The following is an 18,162-nucleotide window of genomic DNA, read 5'->3' as shown; positions in this document are numbered from 1 at the left end:
GGATTAAATTTAAATCAGGACAAGGCGAGGCAATGCCGTACTGGTTTAAAGTTAATCCGCTATATGAAGAAACTTTGATACCGCGTTGCCTAACAAAAAGGTCGTCTGAAAATCGATTTCAGACGACCTTTTTGCCACGATGAAACGGAGGAGGGTTTGAGACAGATGGGTTCAATACGCCATAAATTTATACCGGCTCATGCGCCCATTGAGGAAGCGTGGTTTTCTGTTTGCAAAATGCAAATAACCGCTGTCCGCTGAATTTCTCAAACATCAGTTCCACACCGCTTTGCAAGCGCAAAATCAGTGCGGAAGGTGTATCTATTTTGATAAAGTCGATGCGGTGCTGTACCAGTTTTGCAATAGTCGAATACAAATCAAGTTTGTCTGCATGATTGAAGAACCAGGGATTAAGACTTAACCAGCGTCCTCCGTTTAATGGCTCTCCGGGTTGGAAATCAGCACGGATTTGAGTAAGGCGGTCGTCTGAAAAATGCAGTTCAATATTGCCATAAAGCCAGATATTCCATCCCTTTTTCACTAAAAGCCCTTTAGGAACGCATTCGGGAGCGGGGAACATTTGTAAAATCATTTCTGCAGTTTGTCCGATTTCCAGATAATCAAATCGGCCTGTGGTCAGAAAGTCAAACATATCGACAGAAATCGGAAAGTGGTAACGCATGGCAAGCTTCAGACGAGGTAGGAAGAATGGCGTTATATTAGTTCAAAAGTCAAATGCAATCAATTCTTATTTCTATTTTTAGTTGATTTCACTATTTGAGGACATTTCATTTTTTGTACAATTTAAAATTAAGATACTCTCATTAATACCGTCATTTCCGCATAGGTAGGAATATGAAAGTTTGAAGTAGCAGCAAACTCTGAATATTTTTATAAAACCAAGTTGTTTTCGCGGGGAAAGTCCAAGCTACAGATAAAAGAAGGTCGTCTGAAATTTTTCAGACGACCTTTTATTCCCATCAGGGCAATTAACGGCTGCGTTCGATAAAACGGTAATAGGTTTCGCCGTCTTGGACGTAACCCAATTCCACACGGGCAATTTCAGAAATTGCTTCTTGACCGTTCGCCAAATCATCGACTTCCGCAGCAAGGAACTGGTTGCGCAAAGTGAGCGTCTGGTTTTTCTCCTCCTGCACGGAAAGTTGTTCCTGCAATTCTTCCGTATGCCCGATACTGCCTTTTCCAAACCAAAGGCTGTATTGGCAGTAAGCAAGCGCGATGGATAAAACAACAGTTACCCACTTCATACATCAATACCTTTTCTTATTTGCCCAGTTGATAGAATGCGGCTTTGCCGGGGTAGTAGGCAGCTTCTGCCAATTCTTCCTCGATGCGCAGCAGTTGGTTGTATTTCGCCATGCGGTCGGATCGGCTCAATGAACCGGTTTTGATCTGCATACAGTTGGTAGCGACTGCCAAGTCGGCAATGGTGCTGTCTTCAGTTTCGCCCGAACGGTGGCTCATTACGCTGGCGTAACGGCTGCGTTTTGCCAAGTCAACTGCTTGCAAGGTTTCGCTCAAAGTACCGATTTGGTTGACTTTGACCAGCAATGCGTTTGCCACGCCTTTTTCGATGCCTTCGGCAAGGATTTTCGGATTGGTTACGAACAAGTCGTCGCCAACCAGTTGTACTTTGTTGCCGAGTTTTTCGGTGAGAAGTTTCCAGCCGTCCCAGTCGTTTTCATCCATACCGTCTTCGATGGAGATAATCGGGAATTCGTTAACCAAGCCTTCAAGGTATTCGGCAAATTCAGCGCTGGTGTAAGAACGACCTTCGGCTTCCAAGTGGTATTTACCGTCTTTGTAGAATTCGCTGGATGCGCAGTCCAAAGCAAACAAGACATCATCACCTGCTTTGTAACCAGCAGCTTCGGTTGCTTCAACCATCAGTTGCAGGGCTTCTTTATGGCTGTTCAGGTTAGGTGCGAAACCGCCTTCATCGCCGACAGTAGTCGGGAAGCCTTTACCGTCGCACAGTTTTTTCAGCGCGTGGAAAATTTCGGCACCGCAGCGCAGGGCTTCGCGGAAGGATTTTGCGCCGACAGGCATAATCATAAATTCTTGAATGTTCAGGCTGTTATTGGCGTGTTCGCCGCCGTTGATGACGTTCATCATCGGCACGGGCAGAGCCATAGGACCGGCACCGCCCAAGTAACGGTAAAGCGGCAGACCTGAATCTTCGGCAGCCGCGCGGGCAACAGCCATAGAAACTGCCAAAGTAGCATTCGCACCTAAATTGCCTTTGTTTTCAGTGCCGTCCAGCTCGATCATGATTTTGTCGATGTAGGACTGTTCGTTGGCATCGATACCGATCAGGGCTTGGGCAATTTGGTTGTTGACGTGTTCAACTGCTTTCAATACGCCTTTGCCCGAGTAGCGGGATTTGTCGCCGTCGCGAAGTTCCAAAGCCTCTTTTTGACCGGTAGACGCACCGCTCGGTACGGCGGCACGGCCCATTACGCCTGACTCCAGCAATACATCGCATTCTACGGTGGGGTTGCCGCGTGAATCCAAAATCTCGCGGGCAAAAATATCAACGATTGCGCTCATAAATATTCTCCAAATGAGGATGAAAAAGAAAAGTAGCTTTGTTACATTTCAGACGACCTGTAAGTGTCGCTGAAAGCACATCCACGGCGATTATACCGATGGTGGTATTGGAATTACGATGAAACCGACTTTAAGTTTGTTTCACGTCAACATCGGTTTTGCACAAAAAATAATATCTGCTCAAGCAGCCTCGCATTTTAACAGTTTTTGTGGTTTCAGGGCAGGGGAGCTTGCTGAGAATGCTTTGTTTTAGGCAGGAAGGTCGTCTGAAAAACGATTCGAATGAGCATTTAACCAACCGATAATATTCAATATCTTTTCGAATTTTGAGATAAATGAGGATTTTTTAAGGGCTTGGAGAGCAGCATTGTCTAATCTGTGATAGCCGCTGCTTTCAATAATGCGAACCATGTTTGAGTGACTATTTAAAGCCCTTACGCCGAGAATGGCTTGTCCTTTCTCTCCATTTTCTAGGAAATAAACAGGATATTTGGGAACAGGTATATGGGCAACTTTGTTGAAAAAGCAAAATCGGTATCAAAATTTCCGCGCATTTATTATCGTGTAAAAAAATAACAAAGGCCCTGCAAAATTTTGTCAAGGTTGGCATTTAAATGCTATAATGCCGTGCATCTTGCACAAACTGAAAGACTGAGCATCATGCGTATCGTAGAAAAAGCCTATACTTTCGACGATGTTTTGTTGGTTCCTGCACATTCAACCGTGCTGCCACGAGACGTTAAACTTCAAACTAAGCTCACCCGCGAAATCACGCTCAACCTCCCCTTACTTTCCGCCGCAATGGACACCGTTACCGAAGCACGCCTCGCCATTTCCATGGCGCAAGAAGGCGGTATCGGCATTATCCATAAAAACATGACGCCTGAAATGCAGGCGCGTGCCGTTTCCAAAGTGAAACGCCACGAGAGCGGCGTAGTGAAAGACCCGGTAACGGTTGCCCCGACGACGCTCATCCGCGAAGTATTGGAAATGCGCGCGCAACGCAAACGCAAAATGTCCGGCCTGCCCGTCGTCGAAAACGGCAAAGTAGTAGGTATCGTTACCAACCGCGACCTGCGTTTTGAAAACCGCCTCGACCTGCCCGTTTCCGCCATCATGACCCCGCGCGAACGCTTGGTTACCGTCCCCGAAGGCACAAGCATCGACGAAGCGCGCGAACTGATGCACGAACATAAAGTCGAGCGCGTTTTGGTCTTGAACGAAAAAGACGAACTTAAAGGCTTGATTACCGTAAAAGATATTTTGAAAACCACCGAGTTTCCGAATGCCAACAAAGACTCCGAAGGCCGTTTGCGCGTAGGCGCGGCTGTCGGCACCGGCGGCGACACCGAAGAGCGCGTAAAAGCCTTGGTCGGAGCAGGAGTCGACGTCATCGTCGTCGATACTGCACACGGCCATAGCCAAGGCGTTATCGAGCGCGTGAAATGGGTGAAAGAAACCTATCCGCACATACAAGTCATCGGCGGCAATATCGCAACCGCCAAAGCCGCTTTGGATTTGGTCGCAGCAGGAGCAGACGCCGTCAAAGTCGGTATCGGACCGGGTTCGATTTGTACCACCCGTATCGTTGCGGGCGTAGGCGTGCCGCAACTGACCGCCATTCACAACGTTGCCGAAGCCCTCAAAGGCACCGGCGTTCCGCTGATTGCCGACGGCGGCATCCGCTTCTCCGGCGACATCGCCAAAGCTCTGGCAGCAGGCGCATACAGCGTCATGCTCGGCGGAATGTTTGCCGGTACGGAAGAAGCACCGGGCGAAATCGAACTCTACCAAGGTCGTTCGTACAAATCCTACCGCGGTATGGGTTCTCTGGGTGCAATGAGCCAAGGTTCTGCCGACCGCTACTTCCAAGATAAAACCGACAGCACCGACAAATACGTCCCCGAAGGCATTGAAGGCCGCGTTCCCTACAAAGGTCCGATTGTGAACATCATCCACCAACTGACCGGCGGCCTGCGTTCCAGCATGGGCTATTTGGGCTGCGCCAATATCGAAGAAATGCACGAAAAAGCTGAATTTGTAGAAATCACCTCCGCCGGTATGAGCGAATCCCACGTTCACGATGTTCAAATTACCAAAGAAGCGCCGAACTATCACCGCTAAGGTAAAGTGTAAAAAGGTCGTCTGAAAGTTTCAGACGACCTTTTTCTATTGTTTGAATAATGCCCTAAAAATCAGATTGCTTCACCGTTCTGCTTCGCCTCTAAAAGCTCCCAGCGTTCCAATTTTTCCAAGAGCAGTGTTTCGATTTCTTCGGCACGGTTTTGCAATGTGCCGGCTTTCTCATAATCTTTGAAGATTTCAGGATCGGAAAGCTGCACGTTGATTGCCGCCTGTTCGGTTTCCAAGGCGGCGATTTCGTCGGGCAGGGTGTCGAGTTCGCGCTGTTCTTTGTAGGAAAGTTTGATCGTGCGGTTGGCTTTGGGTTTGGCTTTTCCCGGTTCTGCGGTTGTTTTCGGCGCGGAGGTCGTCTGAATTTTCTCTTCGCGTGATTTTGCATCGATGTAGTCCTGATAGCCGCCGATGTATTCTTTCAGACGACTTTGTCCTTCGAAAACAATGCTTTGGGTAATCACGTTATCAAGGAACATACGGTCGTGCGAGACGAGGAATACCGTGCCTTGGTAATCGCGCAGCAAGTCTTCGAGCAGTTCTTGGGTGTCGATATCCAAGTCGTTGGTCGGTTCGTCCAAGACCAGGATATTCGCGGGGCGGGTAAAGAGTTTTGCCAGCAGAAGGCGGTTGCGTTCGCCGCCGGAGAGCGATGAGACGGGGCTTTGCGCGCGGGCAGGGTGGAACAGGAAATCTTCCAGATAGCTCATGACGTGTTTTTTCTTGCAGCCGACTTCGACGTAATCGTTGCCTTGGCCGAGCGTGTAAAACACAGTGTCGTTTTCGTTCAACGCGCTGCGGAACTGGTCAAAATAGGCGACTTCCTGCTTGCTGCCGATGCGGATTCTGCCGTAGGTCGGCTGCAATTCTCCTAAAATCAGCTTAAGGAAGGTGGTTTTGCCGATGCCGTTTGGGCCGATTAAGCCGATTTTATCGCCGCGCTGCAAGATGGCGGAGAATTTGTCCATGATGACTTTGTCGCCATAGGCAAACGAAGCGTGTTCCAGTTCGGCGATGATTTTGCCGCTCTTCTCGCCGCTGTCGAGCTTGAAGTTGACCTGTCCTTGTACGTTGCGGCGTTCGGCACGCTGGCGGCGCAGTTCTTCCAAACGGCGCACGCGGCCTTCGTTGCGGGTACGGCGCGCTTCGATGCCTTTGCGTATCCACGCTTCTTCCTGCGCGTGGAATTTGTCAAAGAGGCGGTTATGTTCCGCCTCGACTGCCAACTCTTGCGCTTTTTTCTCGCTGTATTTGGAGAACGAGCCGGGATAGGAGCGCAGAATGCCGCGGTCGAGTTCGACGATGCGCGTAGCAATGTTGTCCAAAAAACGGCGGTCGTGGGTAATCACGACCAAGCTGCCTTCAAACGCTTTGAGCAGATTTTCCAGCCAGATAATCGCGTCGATGTCCAAATGGTTGGTCGGCTCATCCAGCAGCAATACGTCGGGCTTCTGCACCCAAGCCTGCGCCAGGGCGACGCGCTTTTTCTGCCCACCGGAGAGGTTGCCGATTTTTTCATTTTCCGGCAAACCGAGTTCGCCCAAAGTCTGCTTCACCGCCGCATCCAGCTTCCAACCGTCCTTCGCTTCGATTTCAAGCTGTAATTCGTTGAGTTCTTTCAATAAGGTTTCACTTGAACCATTTTCCAACTCATGGCTGACGCGGTGGTAACGGCGCAGCAAATCGCGAATTTCGCCTAAACCTTCGGCAACGGTGTCGAATACGTTGGCTTCCTTATCAAAAAACGATTCCTGCGGCACATAAACGATTTTGAGGTTGTTTTGAACGATGATCTGCCCGTCGTCGAGCTTTTGCACGCCGGCGAGGATTTTCAGGAACGAAGACTTACCCGCGCCGTTGCGGCCGATTAAGCCGATTTTTTCGCCGCTGTCGAGTTGGAAGGAAGTTTTGTCGAGCAGGGCGACATGGCCGACGGCAAAGGAAGCGTTTTCTACGGATAAGATGTTCATAAGGCAGATTGAGAAAGATGAAAGGGTATGGATTTTAAACGATTTTGAAGGTTTCTTTGAAATCAGGCAAAAAGGTCGTCTGAAAAACGGAAATCTGTTTTCAGACGACCTTTTTTATATCAGGCTTCAGGCAGCTCCATATCTAAAACGGTTTGCTCCTGCTTGGCGCGGAATTCGGCAAGCTTTTGCGCCAGCTCGGGGTTTTCGTTAGCAAGCAGTGAGATGGCGAACAGGGCTGCGTTGGCGGCACCTGCCTCGCCGATGGCAAAAGTGGCAACGGGAACGCCTTTGGGCATTTGCACGATGGAGAGCAGGGAGTCTTCGCCTCGCAGGTATTTGCTGGGTACGGGAACGCCCAATACGGGGACGGTGGTTTTGGCGGCAACCATGCCGGGCAGGTGTGCCGCGCCGCCTGCGCCCGCGATGATGGCTTTGATGCCGCGTTCGCGGGCGGTTTCGGCGTATTCGAACATTAAATCGGGGGTGCGGTGTGCGGACACGACGCGGGCTTCGTATTCGACGCCGAAGTCTTTGAGAAACTGCGCTGCCTGCTGCATGACGGGCCAGTCGCTGTTGCTGCCCATGATGATGCCGATTTTGGCCATATTTGCTCCTATTGTATAAAACATTATTCAATGAATGATTTCAGACGACCTTCGAATAGCGGGGAGATCGTCTGAAAAGTTATCGTTGCTTGATACTGATAGCGGCGCGTTTGGCAGCTTCGCTATCGGGATAGCTCTGTATCAGCTTGCGCCATGTGTTGCGGGCTATGTCTTTCTGTTGCAGTTTGTATTGGCATTGTCCGATGCTGAAGAGCGCGTCGGGGGCTTGCGGGCTGCTGCGGAAGCGGTTGGCGTAGCGTCCGCCGATTTCGATGACGGATTCGCAGTGGCCCATGCGCTGCTGGCTTTGCAGCAATAGATACATATTGCGGCGCGCAATATCGCTGCCGCTACCGCCGTCGGCTTCCTTCAGAATGGCTGCCGCCGCCCGATAATTCCCGCTGCGGTAGTATTTGGATGCACGCTCGTAAAGACGGGTTTCGTTTAGGGTAAGGGAATCTGTTTCGGTCGGCGCGGTACCGCCGTTCTCCAGATAATGTTTTTTGAGCTTCTGGTCGTCCAAGCGTTGCGACACGGTTTTCTTAGCAGGACGGGAGTGGATTTTATTTTGCTGCTCGATTTGCTGCAAACGAAGGTTTACCGCCTCCATTTCCCGCTCAATGCGTGCAACCTGTACGCCCAAATGGTCGATTTGTGTCTGTTCGTCGAGCTTGGGATAGGGGATGGATACTTTCTGCGGGCTATCGGGAATATCCGGCAGCGAAAAAGTGTCGTCTGAAGACGGGGATGAAACGGAAGTACAGGCGGCGGTAACGGCAATGGGAAGCAGTCGGATAAGCAGGTTTGTTTTCATCGGTTTATTTTTTCAATAGAAGGGTCAATCCGTCGCCGACGGGTAGGGTAATGGGAACGATACGTTCATCTTCGGGTAGGCTGCGGTTGAATGTTTGCAGTATTTTCAAGCTGGGCGGGGAGTGTTCGTCGCCCTCATGCAAGACCCGGCCATTCAGCAAAACATTGTCGATGGCGATAATGCCGCCCTTACGCACAAGCTTCAGGCAACGTTCAAAATATTGCGGGGTAGGGGGCTTATCCGCATCTATCAGGGCCAGGTCGTAACTTTCCGCTTCGCCTTGCGCTATCAGGTCGTCCAAAGTCAAAAGGGCAGGTTGCAGGTACAGCGAAATTTTGTGTTCCACCCCTGCCGCCCGCCAAGTTTCGCGCGCTATGTCGGTAAATGTTACGTTGATGTCGCAGGCGGTAACTTTGCCATGCTCGGGCAATGCAAGCGCGACGGCGGTGCTGCTGTATCCTGTAAACACGCCGATTTCCAAATATTTTTCGACACGGATAAGCTGCGTCAACCAAGAAAGCAGGGCGGCTTGTTCGCGGGCAATGGCCATATTGCCCAATCGGTGGGAAAGCATGCGCTCGCGCAATGCGGCAAGGACGGGATACTCCGCTTGTCCGATGGTATTGAGGTAGTCCTGTAGTCCGGCAGGGGTGTTGGATGTGCGGACAGTCATTTCGGCACGATCAGTCTTGATAGTATGTGTAAGGTTTTTTGGCGACTTTGGCAGCCTCAAACTCTGCCTGCTCTTGCGGATTTAATTCGACATCCCAAAGCAGGTGGCGGTTTTCTAGGCGTTGTGTTTCCAGTTGCGGATTGTCTTCGATAAGTTTGTCGAGAAACTGGGTGGCTTCGGATTTGTAGTGGTACATTTTGTACGCTCCGTGGGGATAGGGTCGTAAAAGACGGGTTTTGTTATGCGGTGATATTATAGCGGATAATCCTAATGCAAAGGTCGTCTGAAAACGCATTTTGGTTTTCAGACGACCTTTTTTTTCAGACGGCCTTAAAAGAAGTAATTCGCCAGCAGCAAACCGAATACCAAGCTGAACGCCATGCTCAAGAGGCCGGGGATCATAAAGCTGTGGTTGAAAATGAATTTGCCGATTTTGGTTGAGCCTGTGCTGTCAAAATCAATTGCCGCGATAATCGGACCGTAGTTCGGAATGAAGAAGTAGCCGTTCACCGCGACAAACGTGCCGATGATAATCGGAGCGGGAATACCCAGCGAAATACCGATGGGGAACAGCGTTGCAACGGTCGCCCCTTGGCTGTTGACCAAGACGGACAAAACGAACAGGGCAAACGCAAAAGTCCACGGCGCGGTTTCAACCAAATGCGATACGGTTTCTTTGACTTCGGCCAGATGACCGTGCATCAATGTATCGCCCAGCCACGCCACGCCGAATACGGCGATAACGGCGCGCATCCCCGCGTGGAACACCGAGCCTTTGGTAATCGCGTTACCATTCGGTTTGCAAAGCAGGATAATCAGCGCGGCAGCGGAAAGCATGACGATTTCGATGGTGTGCGCCATGCCCATCAGTTTCGGGCCTTCTTCCGTTTGGAAGGTCGGGCGCAACTCCGGTACGGCGCCCATGACCACCACCAGCAATGCGGCGGCAAGGAAAATCCCGACCGAAAGTTTCGCCTCTTTGCTGACAGGCGCATTGGAGACTTCAGTCGAATCTTTTTCGTTGGCTTCTACATATTCCGGGTCTTTCAGCAACGCCTGATAATGCGGGTCATCTTTCAACTCTTTGCCGAGCTTGTTGACGAATATGCAGGCAAGGCCGATACCTAAAATAGTTGAAGGAACAGTCACTTTCAGCACATCAGCCATCGTGATGTGTTGCGGCTCAAGGTAGGTCACACAGGCGACGACCGCGGCCGCAATCGGGCTGGCAACAATGGCGAATTGCGACGCGATGACCGCCATCGTCAGCGGACGGGAAGGACGGATGCCGTTGCGGCGGCTGACTTCGGCAATGACGGGCAATACCGAATAAGCGACGTGCCCCGTGCCTGCCAATACGGTAAACAGATAAGTCACCATAGGCGCGATGAAAGTGATGTATTTCGGATTGCGGTGTAAAACACGGGTGGCGATTTTAATCATGTAGTCCAACCCGCCGCTTGCCTGCATCGATGCGGCGGCGGAAACAACCGCCATAATCATCAGCATCACGTCAATCGGCGGACTGGTCGGCTCAAGATGGAAACCGAAGGCCAAAACCGCCAGCCCGATACCGCCGAGCACGCCCAAGCCGATACCGCCGACCTGCGCGCCGATTAAGATGCATACCAGTACGATGGCGAACTGGATAAAAAACATTGTGGACATGAAAACTCCGTAATTTGAGGATGTAAAGCAAATATCAGCTTCAGGCTGGTCAAACCAATACCGATGGAGCAAATATTCAATATTTTCAACAGACAAAAAAGAGGATGAAGTCATTTGCCCATAAAATACAAAAACTTCATCTTTTAATATGACGGGAATTATAAATCAGGCAGATAAGCTTAACAATATTTTACTGTAATAAAAATACATTTATTTTACTTGGCTGGTACTTTTCAGACGACGTTTACGGATATTATGCTGTATGATTCGCCAAGTTCTTCCATCATTACGTTAAACTCACTTTATCCTATAAAATGACAATATGAAATCCATCTCCATCTGGCTGGTAATATTAGCGGGCGCGCTTGGTCTGTTTTATTACCAGCAAAATCGCTATTTCTTTTCAGACGACGTTATCCACCTGCAAGCCGGTCAAGACCGTTCGTCCGTAGAATCTTTAAGCGGCTTGGGTTACCTTAATTTTTTGCGTGCTGCTGCCGGTTTGAATCCCCTGTCGAATTCCCCGGTATTGGAACGCTCAGCCCGCAGGCACGCCAAATATCTGCTGATCAATCCTGAAGACGGCCATGACGAAAAACATCGAAACAATCAGTTTTATACGGGATACAAGCCCTCCGACCGCGCCCGCAAGGCCGGCTATTATTTCGATGGGGTTCATGAAAACATCAGCACGGGCGAGTACCGCCATCAGGATGGATTTAAAAGCACGCTTGTCCTGCACGAGCAAACCGATGCCCTGATGACAGCCATTTACCACCGTTTTTCTTTGCTTGATCAAAATATTGACGAGGCGGGCGTAGCTGTTGAGCATGGCAACGGAAAAACCGCCGTCGTTTTCAATCAAGGCAACCGGGAATTCAATCATTGGTGTTCGTTAGGGCGATCCTATCCGGAAGCAGGCCGCCGTTTCTATAAAAATTCTTGTTTTAACGGCTCTATCGTTTACGCCGACGAAATTAAAAATCAAACAAAATCAGCGTATATCGCTTATCCGAAGGGAAATTTTGCCGCGCCGGATTTTTACGGCGAACATCCCGATCCCATGCCCGGTTATGAATTTACCGGAAATCCCGTCAGCATTGCATTTTCAGACGACGGGGGCGAAGCCAAGATGCTGTCGTTCAAACTTTATCAAGGCAAAAACGAAATCGACAAAACCAAAATTTTGGATAAATACACAGATCCAAACGGACAGTTGACCGACAAACAATTCGCGCTTTTCCCACTATCGCCGCTCGAATACGACACTGCCTACCGCGCCGTATTCGAATACAGTCAAAACGGTAAGAAACAGAAAGCAGAATGGACATTCAAAACCAAAAAGCCCGATTATCCCTATTTTGTCGTCAATGGCGGAGAAACGCTTGCCGTCAAACCGGATAACATTTATTTCATCCATTGGAAAAACCACTGGTGTCTTCGCGAATGCGAGAAAATCACATTTCGTCCGCGGGGTGATGCAAAGCTTGAGGTTTTGGAACGCAAACCCGGAGGCTTCCTCGTGCGCCTCAAAGGAAAAACCGGCACAGCCGTGCGCCTAATGCCGAATGAAGAAACAGAAAAAGCAGTTGTCCTGCTTATCGAGTAAGCCAGATAAAGCAAAAGCCAAAAGGTCGTCTGAAACAGGCGTTTCCGTTTCAGACGACCTTTTATCGAAATTAGCCTGCAAAACTGATAGAATGATCCGACTTCAAGTTCAGCAACCCTTGCGCAGCCATGAGCCGTCATCACAAAATCAATGCCAATACCCGCTATGCCTTCATTTCTATCGCTTTGATGGTTTCGGCGTTTTTAATATTTGCAGGACTGATGATGTTGCCTTTGGGCTTAAACGGACAGATGAGGATAAATCTGATACGCCTGTCCCTTTATTCAATTTTGCTGTTTGCTGCGGCCGGGGGCGTTTTTTCCATCAGAGTTGCGTGGCTGCGTAAAAAATCCGGAGTATGACTGTGAACGAAAACAACCTTATTCCGACGGAAATCCGTCTGTCGAAAGACCGAGCATTGCTGACGCTGCGTTACGATGCCGATGAAAAACCACTTTCCGCAGAGTTTTTGCGTGTTTATTCGCCCAGTGCGGAAGTGCGCGGACACGGCGTAGGGCAGGAGGTTTTACAAACCGGAAAGGCAAGCGTTACCGTTGCTGATTTGGAGCCGGTCGGCAATTACGCTTTGAAAATCACTTTTTCAGACGGCCACAACAGCGGCCTGTACGACTGGGCCTATCTGCACAAACTGGCACACGATCACGACGCGCTGTGGACGGACTACCTGCGCCGTATGGAGCTGGCTGGTGCGTCCCGTGTCCCTTCTCCTGACGATTTGAATGCCGAACCGAAATCCGGCCATGCCTGCGGCAGCGGAGGTTGCGGAGGAAGACATTGACAAAAGGTCGTCTGAAAAGATGGAACTGAAATTTTTAGGTACCGGAGCGGGCTACACACAACGTTACCTGTTACTCAACAGCCGCTCGTTTTAAGGTGGGATAGGCGAAAAATATATTTCCCGCGTCGAAAGCGATTGGCGATTTCTTCGACGTATTCAATATCTGAATTCATATTATTTTAATTTTAAATTTCAAAAGGCAGGCAACATGAGCAACCACAAAACCCATTTTGGTTTCAGTACCGTAGATGAGAACGAAAAAGCAGGCAAAGTAGCCGAAGTATTCCATTCGGTAGCGAAAAACTATGACATTATGAACGATGTGATGTCCGGCGGCCTGCACCGTGTTTGGAAGCATTTCACCATTAATACCGCACGCTTGAAAAAAGGAGACAAAGTATTGGATATTGCCGGCGGTACGGGCGATTTGTCTCGCGGCTGGGCCAAACGCGTGGGTAAAGAGGGCGAAGTTTGGCTGACCGATATCAATTCTTCGATGCTGACCGTCGGACGCGACCGACTGCTCAACGAAGGCCTGATTCTGCCCGTGTCGCTGGCTGATGCGGAAAAGCTGCCATTCCCCGATAACTATTTCAATCTGGTTTCTGTCGCTTTCGGCCTGCGCAATATGACGCACAAAGATGCCGCGCTGAAAGAGATGTACCGCGTGTTGAAACCGGGCGGCACGCTGCTGGTATTGGAGTTTTCCAAAGTCTACAAACCACTGGAAGGGGTGTACGACCTGTATTCCTTCAAGCTGCTACCGGTCATGGGCAAACTGATTGCGAAAGATGCCGACAGCTATCAATATCTCGCCGAATCCATCCGTATGCATCCCGATCAAGAAACTTTGAAACAGATGATGCTGGACGCGGGGTTCGACAGTGTGGATTATCATAATATGAGCGCAGGGATTGTGGCATTGCATAAAGGCGTGAAATTCTAGGGAATAAAATTCTAAGATATCCATCAAAAAAAGCTATCTGATAGTCAAGTTAGCCTTGGATTCGGATTTCAAGTGCAACATTCAGCCCCCTGTGTTGTAAATACAAGTAGTTGGAACAGATTCTTACGGTGTTTTTTTGTGGCGGTTAAGCTGTTTAACGATTTCAGTGATGATGCAGTAGTGGGGCAGATATTGTATTTTACAGGTATAGTTCGTCTTGGGTCAGTTGTGTGTAGCCGGCCCATGGCGATCTTCCTTGCAAGAAAGGTCGTATGCTGCCGCGTAACGGCCTTTTTACGTTATGGAGAGTTGCACTTCAAATCCTAATTGTCCGACGCTTGAAATTTTGAACGCGGTTTCAGGCGACCTTTTTTCGGTCGCATAAAATACTTTCTTTCCGTCTGCAAACGGAGTACATTTACCCCCATTGTTAACAATTTTACGGAACACACATCATGGAGAAATTTCCCAAGTCGTCCAAGCTGGACCATGTTTGCTACGACATCCGCGGCCCGGTACACAAAAAGGCCCTGCAACTCGAAGAAGAAGGTCATAAAATCCTCAAGCTCAATATCGGCAACCCTGCGCCGTTCGGCTTTGAAGCGCCCGATGAAATTTTGGTGGACGTGATCCGCAACCTGCCGACCGCGCAGGGCTATTGCGATTCCAAAGGGCTGTATTCCGCCCGTAAGGCCATCGTTCATTACTATCAAACCAAAGGTCTGCGCGACATTTCGGTCAACGACGTTTATATCGGCAACGGCGTGTCCGAGCTGATTACCATGTCCATGCAGGCGCTTTTGAACGACGGCGACGAAATCCTGATTCCCGCGCCCGACTATCCGCTGTGGACGGCAGCCGCCACTTTGGCGGGCGGTACGGTGCGCCATTATTTGTGTGACGAAGAAAACGACTGGTTTCCCAACCTTGCCGATATGGAAGCCAAAATCACACCGAAAACCAAAGCTATCGTCATCATCAACCCCAACAATCCCACCGGAGCGGTGTACAGCAAAGAAATCCTGCTTGAAATCGCCGAGTTGGCGCGCAAACACGGTCTAATCATCTTTGCCGACGAAATCTACGACAAAATCCTCTACGACGGCGCGGTACACCACCACATTGCCGCACTCGCCCCCGACCTGCTGACCATTACCTTCAACGGACTCTCCAAAGCCTACCGCGTTGCCGGATTCCGTCAAGGCTGGATGGTGCTCAACGGCCCGAAAGAACATGCCAAAGGCTATATCGAAGGTCTCGATATGCTCTCGTCCATGCGCCTGTGCGCTAACACACCCATGCAACACGCCATCCAAACCGCTTTGGGCGGCTATCAAAGCATCAACGAATTTATCCTGCCCGGCGGCCGTCTGCTGGAGCAGCGCAATAAAGCATGGGAACTTGTCAACCAAATTCCCGGCATATCCTGCGTCAAGCCGATGGGGGCACTTTATATGTTCCCGAAAATCGACACCGAAATGTACGGTATCCATGACGACATGAAATTCATCTACGACCTGCTCGTGCGCGAAAAGGTCTTGTTTGTCCAAGGAACGGGGTTCAACTGGGTACGCCCCGACCATTTCCGCATCGTTACCCTGCCGTACACCCACCAAATCGAAGAATCCATGGGCAAACTCGAACGTTTTTTGCAGACTTACCGGCAATAATCGAATAAGGCAAAAGGTCGTCTGAAATAGGTTGCATATGGTACTCTTCTTTAACAGGCTGCTCTTTTCAGTTAAGGTTTTATTAAATAATATCTTTGTTAATTAAGCAAAATACCAACCTTTATCAACTATATAGAAGTTTGAAAATAATAAAATTTTTTAACTGATTGCAGTCGGAAGGCTAGCTGCTCTGCCTATCGGGATAAAAATCAAACGGCTTTGATGGTTTAACCCATCAAGGTGGTTTTGGCGTAATGCGTATTTTCGGGATCTTTTTGATATTGAATTAAGCGCAAAACAAGACAGATTCGAGTGCGTCAAATGAAGCTGCTATCGCACTAACTCCTCAACGAATGTCCAATAAGTCCGGATTTCCACCCTCTGCTTTTACGCTCCAAATCCATCACATTTCATCAAACACAATTTCCAAATTCCAAATAAGGTTTATTAACATAAAGAGGTCGTCTGAAAATTTGCCACTCCATTTTTCAGACGACCTATTGTTAATAGAACCAAAAAACCTGTTATTGCCAGCAAGGTGCTCAATCCATCTTACCCGACGCGGTAAAACGCCAAGCTGCCCAACAGGTTGGGGAAATGTTTGACCTGTTTGTTGCCCGTCATGACCGCGCGCTCGAGGACGCGGATTTTGTTTTTGGCGCACAACAAATCAAAGTCTTTGAGCGTACACCAATGGATGTTCGGCGTGTCGTACCAATGGTAGGGCATACGTTCGGAAACCGGCATATGCCCGCCGATGGCGATTTGGAAGCGGTTGCGCCAGTAACCGAAATTCGGGAAGCTGACAATTGCCTGTTTCGCCACGCGCATAAGGCAACGCAGGATTTTCTCGGTATTCTGCATGGCTTGGATGGTTTGGCTCAAGACGATAACGTCAAACGTCTGATCGCCAAATTCTGCCAAACCCTGCTCCAAATCGGCTTGAATAACGTTCACGCCGCGCGACATGGCGGCGATGACGCTGTCGGTGTCGATTTCGATGCCGTAGCCGCTGCATTTTTTGTGTTCCACCAAAGCCGCCAGCAATTCGCCGTCGCCGCAGCCCAAGTCCAAGACGCGACTGCCTTCGGGAATCCAGTCGTAAATCAACTGCAAATCGTCGCGCAAATTCATGATCGGCAATCCTTGTCAACATTGTTCATATAAACCGCTACGGCGCGCATATAGGCCTCGTCTTCCATCAAAAAGGCGTCATGGCCGTGGTTGGATTTGACTTCGATATACTGCACAGGCTTGTGCGCGGCAATCAGCGCTTTGACCAGCTCTTTGGAACGCGCGGGCGAGAAACGCCAGTCGGTACTGAAGCTGGCAACAAAAAATTTCGCTTTCACATTTTGCAGGGCGCGGGTCAGGCTGTCGCCGAAATCTGCCGCCGGATCAAAATAGTCCAAAGCCTTGGTCATAAGCAGGTAAGTGTTGGCGTCGAACCGCCCGACGAATTTGTCGCCCTGATAGCGCAGATAGGATTCCACCTCAAATTCAACGCCGTAGCCGTATTGATAGCCGTTTGAACGCAAATCGCGTCCGAATTTTTTGCCCAAACCGTCTTCGGCAAGATACGTAATGTGCCCCATCATGCGGGCAATCCGCAAGCCCCGTGCGGGAACGGTATTGTGGCTGCGGTAATGTCCTTCGTTGAAATCGGGGTCGGTCAAAATCGCCTGACGCGCCACATCGTTGAACGCGATATTTTGCGTCGAGAGTTTGGGCGCAGACGCAATCACCAAGGCATGGCGCACGCGCTCGGGATAGGAAATCGTCCACTGCAAAGCCTGCATGCCGCCCAAGCTGCCGCCGACAACCGCCGCCCATTGTTCGATACCGAGATAATCGGCAAGCGCGGCTTGGGATTTTACCCAGTCCTTCACCGTAACCACCGGAAAATCCGCACCGTATTCCCTGCCCGTTTCAGGATTGATCGACAAAGGCCCGCTGCTGCCGTCGCAGCCGCCCAGATTGTTCAAACCGACCACGAAAAAACGTTCCGTATCAATCGGTTTGCCGGGTCCGACCATATTGTCCCACCAGCCCGCATATTTATCCTCCGCCGAATGTCTGCCCGCAACATGATGGTTGCCCGACAGCGCATGGCAGATTAAAACCGCATTGTTTTTTTCGGCATTCAGCTCGCCGTAGGTTTCAATCATCAGATCGAAACGCGGCAAAGTTTTACCGTTTTCCAAAACCAGCGGCATCTCAAACGGAATTTTTTGGGGCGTTACAATGCCCACCGAGGCACTTTGACTCATATCCTGTTCCAACAAATGCGGCGAAAAGCGTTATTATATAGCAAACGGCATGACTTTTTGACACGGTCGGACAAGCAGCCTGACACGCTGAAACATCCGTTCCCATGCCGCCGCACCCAAACCATACTTTTTCAGACGACCTCCCCCGCTTCCCGATATGATAGGCAGACTTTTCCGTATTTTTTTCTTTTTCGCACTTGCCGCGCTGATTATCAACCGCCTCTTCAGCCGCAAGCAAAAACGCGCCCTGCGCGATGTCGCCAAAATCAGCGCATGGGTGCTGCTCGGTGCAGCCGCAGCGACGCTGTTTTGGTATCTGGTCATGCTGTATTTCAAACACATTCCGGATTCTTATTGAACGGATGTTGATAGCAGGAAAACTAAAAGGTCGACTGAATACCTTATTTATGGTTTTACCCCCCCAAAAAAAAAAA

The 18,162-nt window shown here is 49.8% G+C and carries 19 protein-coding genes; 7 read left to right on the top strand and 12 right to left on the bottom strand.

The genetic code is table 11. From position 1 onward, the window contains the following. Positions 1-187: 187 nt before the first annotated feature. The 4 genes from HMPREF2907_RS08280 to HMPREF2907_RS13720 form a co-directional block, all read right to left on the bottom strand. Positions 188-682, bottom strand: coding sequence for a hypothetical protein (locus HMPREF2907_RS08280; RefSeq protein ID WP_003743239.1), 495 nt, complete (start codon positions 680-682; stop codon positions 188-190). A gap of 307 nt (positions 683-989) precedes the next feature. Continuing rightward, positions 990-1,268 (bottom strand): cell division protein FtsB, encoded by a 279-nt coding sequence (gene ftsB / locus HMPREF2907_RS08275; protein ID WP_003743241.1) that lies wholly within the window; start codon positions 1,266-1,268, stop codon positions 990-992. 16 nt (positions 1,269-1,284) lie between these two features. Beyond that, positions 1,285-2,571, bottom strand: a complete 1,287-nt coding sequence (eno, locus tag HMPREF2907_RS08270) for a phosphopyruvate hydratase (protein ID WP_039409060.1) — start codon at positions 2,569-2,571, stop codon at positions 1,285-1,287. Positions 2,572-2,820: 249 nt separating this feature from the next. Further along, the gene (locus HMPREF2907_RS13720) at positions 2,821-3,075 is read right to left on the bottom strand and encodes an energy transducer TonB (protein ID WP_141743208.1); all 255 of its coding nucleotides are present in this window, start codon (positions 3,073-3,075) and stop codon (positions 2,821-2,823) included. Between the two features lie 156 nt (positions 3,076-3,231). On the opposite strand from HMPREF2907_RS13720, the gene guaB reads away from it, so the two are divergent. Further along, entirely contained in the window at positions 3,232-4,695 is a 1,464-nt protein-coding gene (gene guaB / locus HMPREF2907_RS08265; protein WP_003767939.1) for an IMP dehydrogenase, read from the top strand. 71 nt (positions 4,696-4,766) lie between these two features. Here the strand turns inward: guaB and HMPREF2907_RS08260 are convergent, their stop codons facing one another. The 6 genes from HMPREF2907_RS08260 to HMPREF2907_RS08235 form a co-directional block, all read right to left on the bottom strand. Further along, positions 4,767-6,674 carry an ATP-binding cassette domain-containing protein gene (locus HMPREF2907_RS08260; RefSeq protein ID WP_070682036.1) on the bottom strand — a complete coding sequence of 636 codons (1,908 nt, stop codon included), beginning with the start codon at positions 6,672-6,674 and terminating at the stop codon, positions 4,767-4,769. 119 nt (positions 6,675-6,793) lie between these two features. Beyond that, positions 6,794-7,279, bottom strand: a complete 486-nt coding sequence (purE, locus tag HMPREF2907_RS08255) for a 5-(carboxyamino)imidazole ribonucleotide mutase (RefSeq protein WP_070682033.1) — start codon at positions 7,277-7,279, stop codon at positions 6,794-6,796. Positions 7,280-7,358: 79 nt separating this feature from the next. Beyond that, the gene (locus tag HMPREF2907_RS08250) at positions 7,359-8,093 is read right to left on the bottom strand and encodes a tetratricopeptide repeat protein (protein WP_070682030.1); all 735 of its coding nucleotides are present in this window, start codon (positions 8,091-8,093) and stop codon (positions 7,359-7,361) included. Between the two features lie 4 nt (positions 8,094-8,097). Continuing rightward, the gene (locus HMPREF2907_RS08245) at positions 8,098-8,766 is read right to left on the bottom strand and encodes a class I SAM-dependent methyltransferase (protein WP_070682027.1); all 669 of its coding nucleotides are present in this window, start codon (positions 8,764-8,766) and stop codon (positions 8,098-8,100) included. 10 nt (positions 8,767-8,776) lie between these two features. After that, on the bottom strand, positions 8,777-8,962 hold the full coding sequence (locus tag HMPREF2907_RS08240) for a DUF3460 family protein (protein ID WP_003743254.1): 186 nt from the start codon (positions 8,960-8,962) through the stop codon (positions 8,777-8,779). Between the two features lie 134 nt (positions 8,963-9,096). Further along, a complete protein-coding gene (locus HMPREF2907_RS08235; protein WP_070682063.1) occupies positions 9,097-10,425 on the bottom strand; it encodes an anaerobic C4-dicarboxylate transporter family protein in 1,329 nt (442 codons plus the stop codon). 331 nt (positions 10,426-10,756) lie between these two features. Here HMPREF2907_RS08235 and HMPREF2907_RS08230 point away from each other — a divergent pair, with 331 nt between their 5' ends. The 5 genes from HMPREF2907_RS08230 to HMPREF2907_RS08210 all read left to right on the top strand — a co-directional run bounded on the left by HMPREF2907_RS08230 (position 10,757) and on the right by HMPREF2907_RS08210 (position 15,458). Beyond that, the gene (locus HMPREF2907_RS08230) at positions 10,757-12,043 is read left to right on the top strand and encodes a CAP domain-containing protein (protein ID WP_070682024.1); all 1,287 of its coding nucleotides are present in this window, start codon (positions 10,757-10,759) and stop codon (positions 12,041-12,043) included. 128 nt (positions 12,044-12,171) lie between these two features. Then, positions 12,172-12,405 (top strand): hypothetical protein, encoded by a 234-nt coding sequence (locus tag HMPREF2907_RS08225; protein WP_039856046.1) that lies wholly within the window; start codon positions 12,172-12,174, stop codon positions 12,403-12,405. Further along, entirely contained in the window at positions 12,402-12,842 is a 441-nt protein-coding gene (locus HMPREF2907_RS08220; protein WP_070682021.1) for a gamma-butyrobetaine hydroxylase family protein, read from the top strand. The genes HMPREF2907_RS08225 and HMPREF2907_RS08220 overlap by 4 nt, the downstream gene beginning before the upstream one ends. Positions 12,843-13,050: 208 nt before the next feature. After that, positions 13,051-13,788 (top strand): bifunctional demethylmenaquinone methyltransferase/2-methoxy-6-polyprenyl-1,4-benzoquinol methylase UbiE, encoded by a 738-nt coding sequence (ubiE, locus tag HMPREF2907_RS08215; protein WP_045072825.1) that lies wholly within the window; start codon positions 13,051-13,053, stop codon positions 13,786-13,788. 455 nt (positions 13,789-14,243) lie between these two features. Beyond that, positions 14,244-15,458 (top strand): pyridoxal phosphate-dependent aminotransferase, encoded by a 1,215-nt coding sequence (locus tag HMPREF2907_RS08210; RefSeq protein WP_070682017.1) that lies wholly within the window; start codon positions 14,244-14,246, stop codon positions 15,456-15,458. 552 nt (positions 15,459-16,010) lie between these two features. On the opposite strand, the gene metW is transcribed toward HMPREF2907_RS08210, so the two are convergent. Both metW and metX read right to left on the bottom strand, forming a co-directional pair. Beyond that, the gene (metW, locus tag HMPREF2907_RS08205; protein ID WP_003743445.1) at positions 16,011-16,592 is read right to left on the bottom strand and encodes a methionine biosynthesis protein MetW; all 582 of its coding nucleotides are present in this window, start codon (positions 16,590-16,592) and stop codon (positions 16,011-16,013) included. Continuing rightward, the gene (metX, locus tag HMPREF2907_RS08200) at positions 16,589-17,728 is read right to left on the bottom strand and encodes a homoserine O-succinyltransferase MetX (protein WP_039405918.1); all 1,140 of its coding nucleotides are present in this window, start codon (positions 17,726-17,728) and stop codon (positions 16,589-16,591) included. The genes metW and metX overlap by 4 nt, the downstream gene beginning before the upstream one ends. 157 nt (positions 17,729-17,885) lie before the next feature. Here metX and HMPREF2907_RS12975 point away from each other — a divergent pair, with 157 nt between their 5' ends. Further along, positions 17,886-18,086 (top strand): protein MIGRI, encoded by a 201-nt coding sequence (locus HMPREF2907_RS12975; RefSeq protein ID WP_003675061.1) that lies wholly within the window; start codon positions 17,886-17,888, stop codon positions 18,084-18,086. Positions 18,087-18,162: the final 76 nt, after the last annotated feature.

It is taken from the genome of Neisseria sp. HMSC055H02 (genome assembly GCF_001813335.1).
Lineage (GTDB): Bacteria > Pseudomonadota > Gammaproteobacteria > Burkholderiales > Neisseriaceae > Neisseria > Neisseria sicca_C.
The sequence above is the reverse complement of the archived record's forward strand: the minus strand, read 5'-3'. Positions and strand labels throughout refer to the sequence as shown.

Coding starts and splice junctions, on each gene's coding strand:
- HMPREF2907_RS08280 (WP_003743239.1), bottom strand. CDS start 682: ATGCGTTACCACTTTCCGATTTCTGTCGATATGTTTGACTTTCTGACC.
- ftsB (WP_003743241.1), bottom strand. CDS start 1,268: ATGAAGTGGGTAACTGTTGTTTTATCCATCGCGCTTGCTTACTGCCAA.
- eno (WP_039409060.1), bottom strand. CDS start 2,571: ATGAGCGCAATCGTTGATATTTTTGCCCGCGAGATTTTGGATTCACGC.
- guaB (WP_003767939.1), top strand. CDS start 3,232: ATGCGTATCGTAGAAAAAGCCTATACTTTCGACGATGTTTTGTTGGTT.
- HMPREF2907_RS08260 (WP_070682036.1), bottom strand. CDS start 6,674: ATGAACATCTTATCCGTAGAAAACGCTTCCTTTGCCGTCGGCCATGTC.
- purE (WP_070682033.1), bottom strand. CDS start 7,279: ATGGCCAAAATCGGCATCATCATGGGCAGCAACAGCGACTGGCCCGTC.
- HMPREF2907_RS08250 (WP_070682030.1), bottom strand. CDS start 8,093: ATGAAAACAAACCTGCTTATCCGACTGCTTCCCATTGCCGTTACCGCC.
- HMPREF2907_RS08245 (WP_070682027.1), bottom strand. CDS start 8,766: ATGACTGTCCGCACATCCAACACCCCTGCCGGACTACAGGACTACCTC.
- HMPREF2907_RS08240 (WP_003743254.1), bottom strand. CDS start 8,962: ATGTACCACTACAAATCCGAAGCCACCCAGTTTCTCGACAAACTTATC.
- HMPREF2907_RS08235 (WP_070682063.1), bottom strand. CDS start 10,425: ATGTTTTTTATCCAGTTCGCCATCGTACTGGTATGCATCTTAATCGGC.
- HMPREF2907_RS08230 (WP_070682024.1), top strand. CDS start 10,757: ATGAAATCCATCTCCATCTGGCTGGTAATATTAGCGGGCGCGCTTGGT.
- HMPREF2907_RS08225 (WP_039856046.1), top strand. CDS start 12,172: ATGAGCCGTCATCACAAAATCAATGCCAATACCCGCTATGCCTTCATT.
- HMPREF2907_RS08220 (WP_070682021.1), top strand. CDS start 12,402: ATGACTGTGAACGAAAACAACCTTATTCCGACGGAAATCCGTCTGTCG.
- ubiE (WP_045072825.1), top strand. CDS start 13,051: ATGAGCAACCACAAAACCCATTTTGGTTTCAGTACCGTAGATGAGAAC.
- HMPREF2907_RS08210 (WP_070682017.1), top strand. CDS start 14,244: ATGGAGAAATTTCCCAAGTCGTCCAAGCTGGACCATGTTTGCTACGAC.
- metW (WP_003743445.1), bottom strand. CDS start 16,592: ATGAATTTGCGCGACGATTTGCAGTTGATTTACGACTGGATTCCCGAA.
- metX (WP_039405918.1), bottom strand. CDS start 17,728: ATGAGTCAAAGTGCCTCGGTGGGCATTGTAACGCCCCAAAAAATTCCG.
- HMPREF2907_RS12975 (WP_003675061.1), top strand. CDS start 17,886: ATGATAGGCAGACTTTTCCGTATTTTTTTCTTTTTCGCACTTGCCGCG.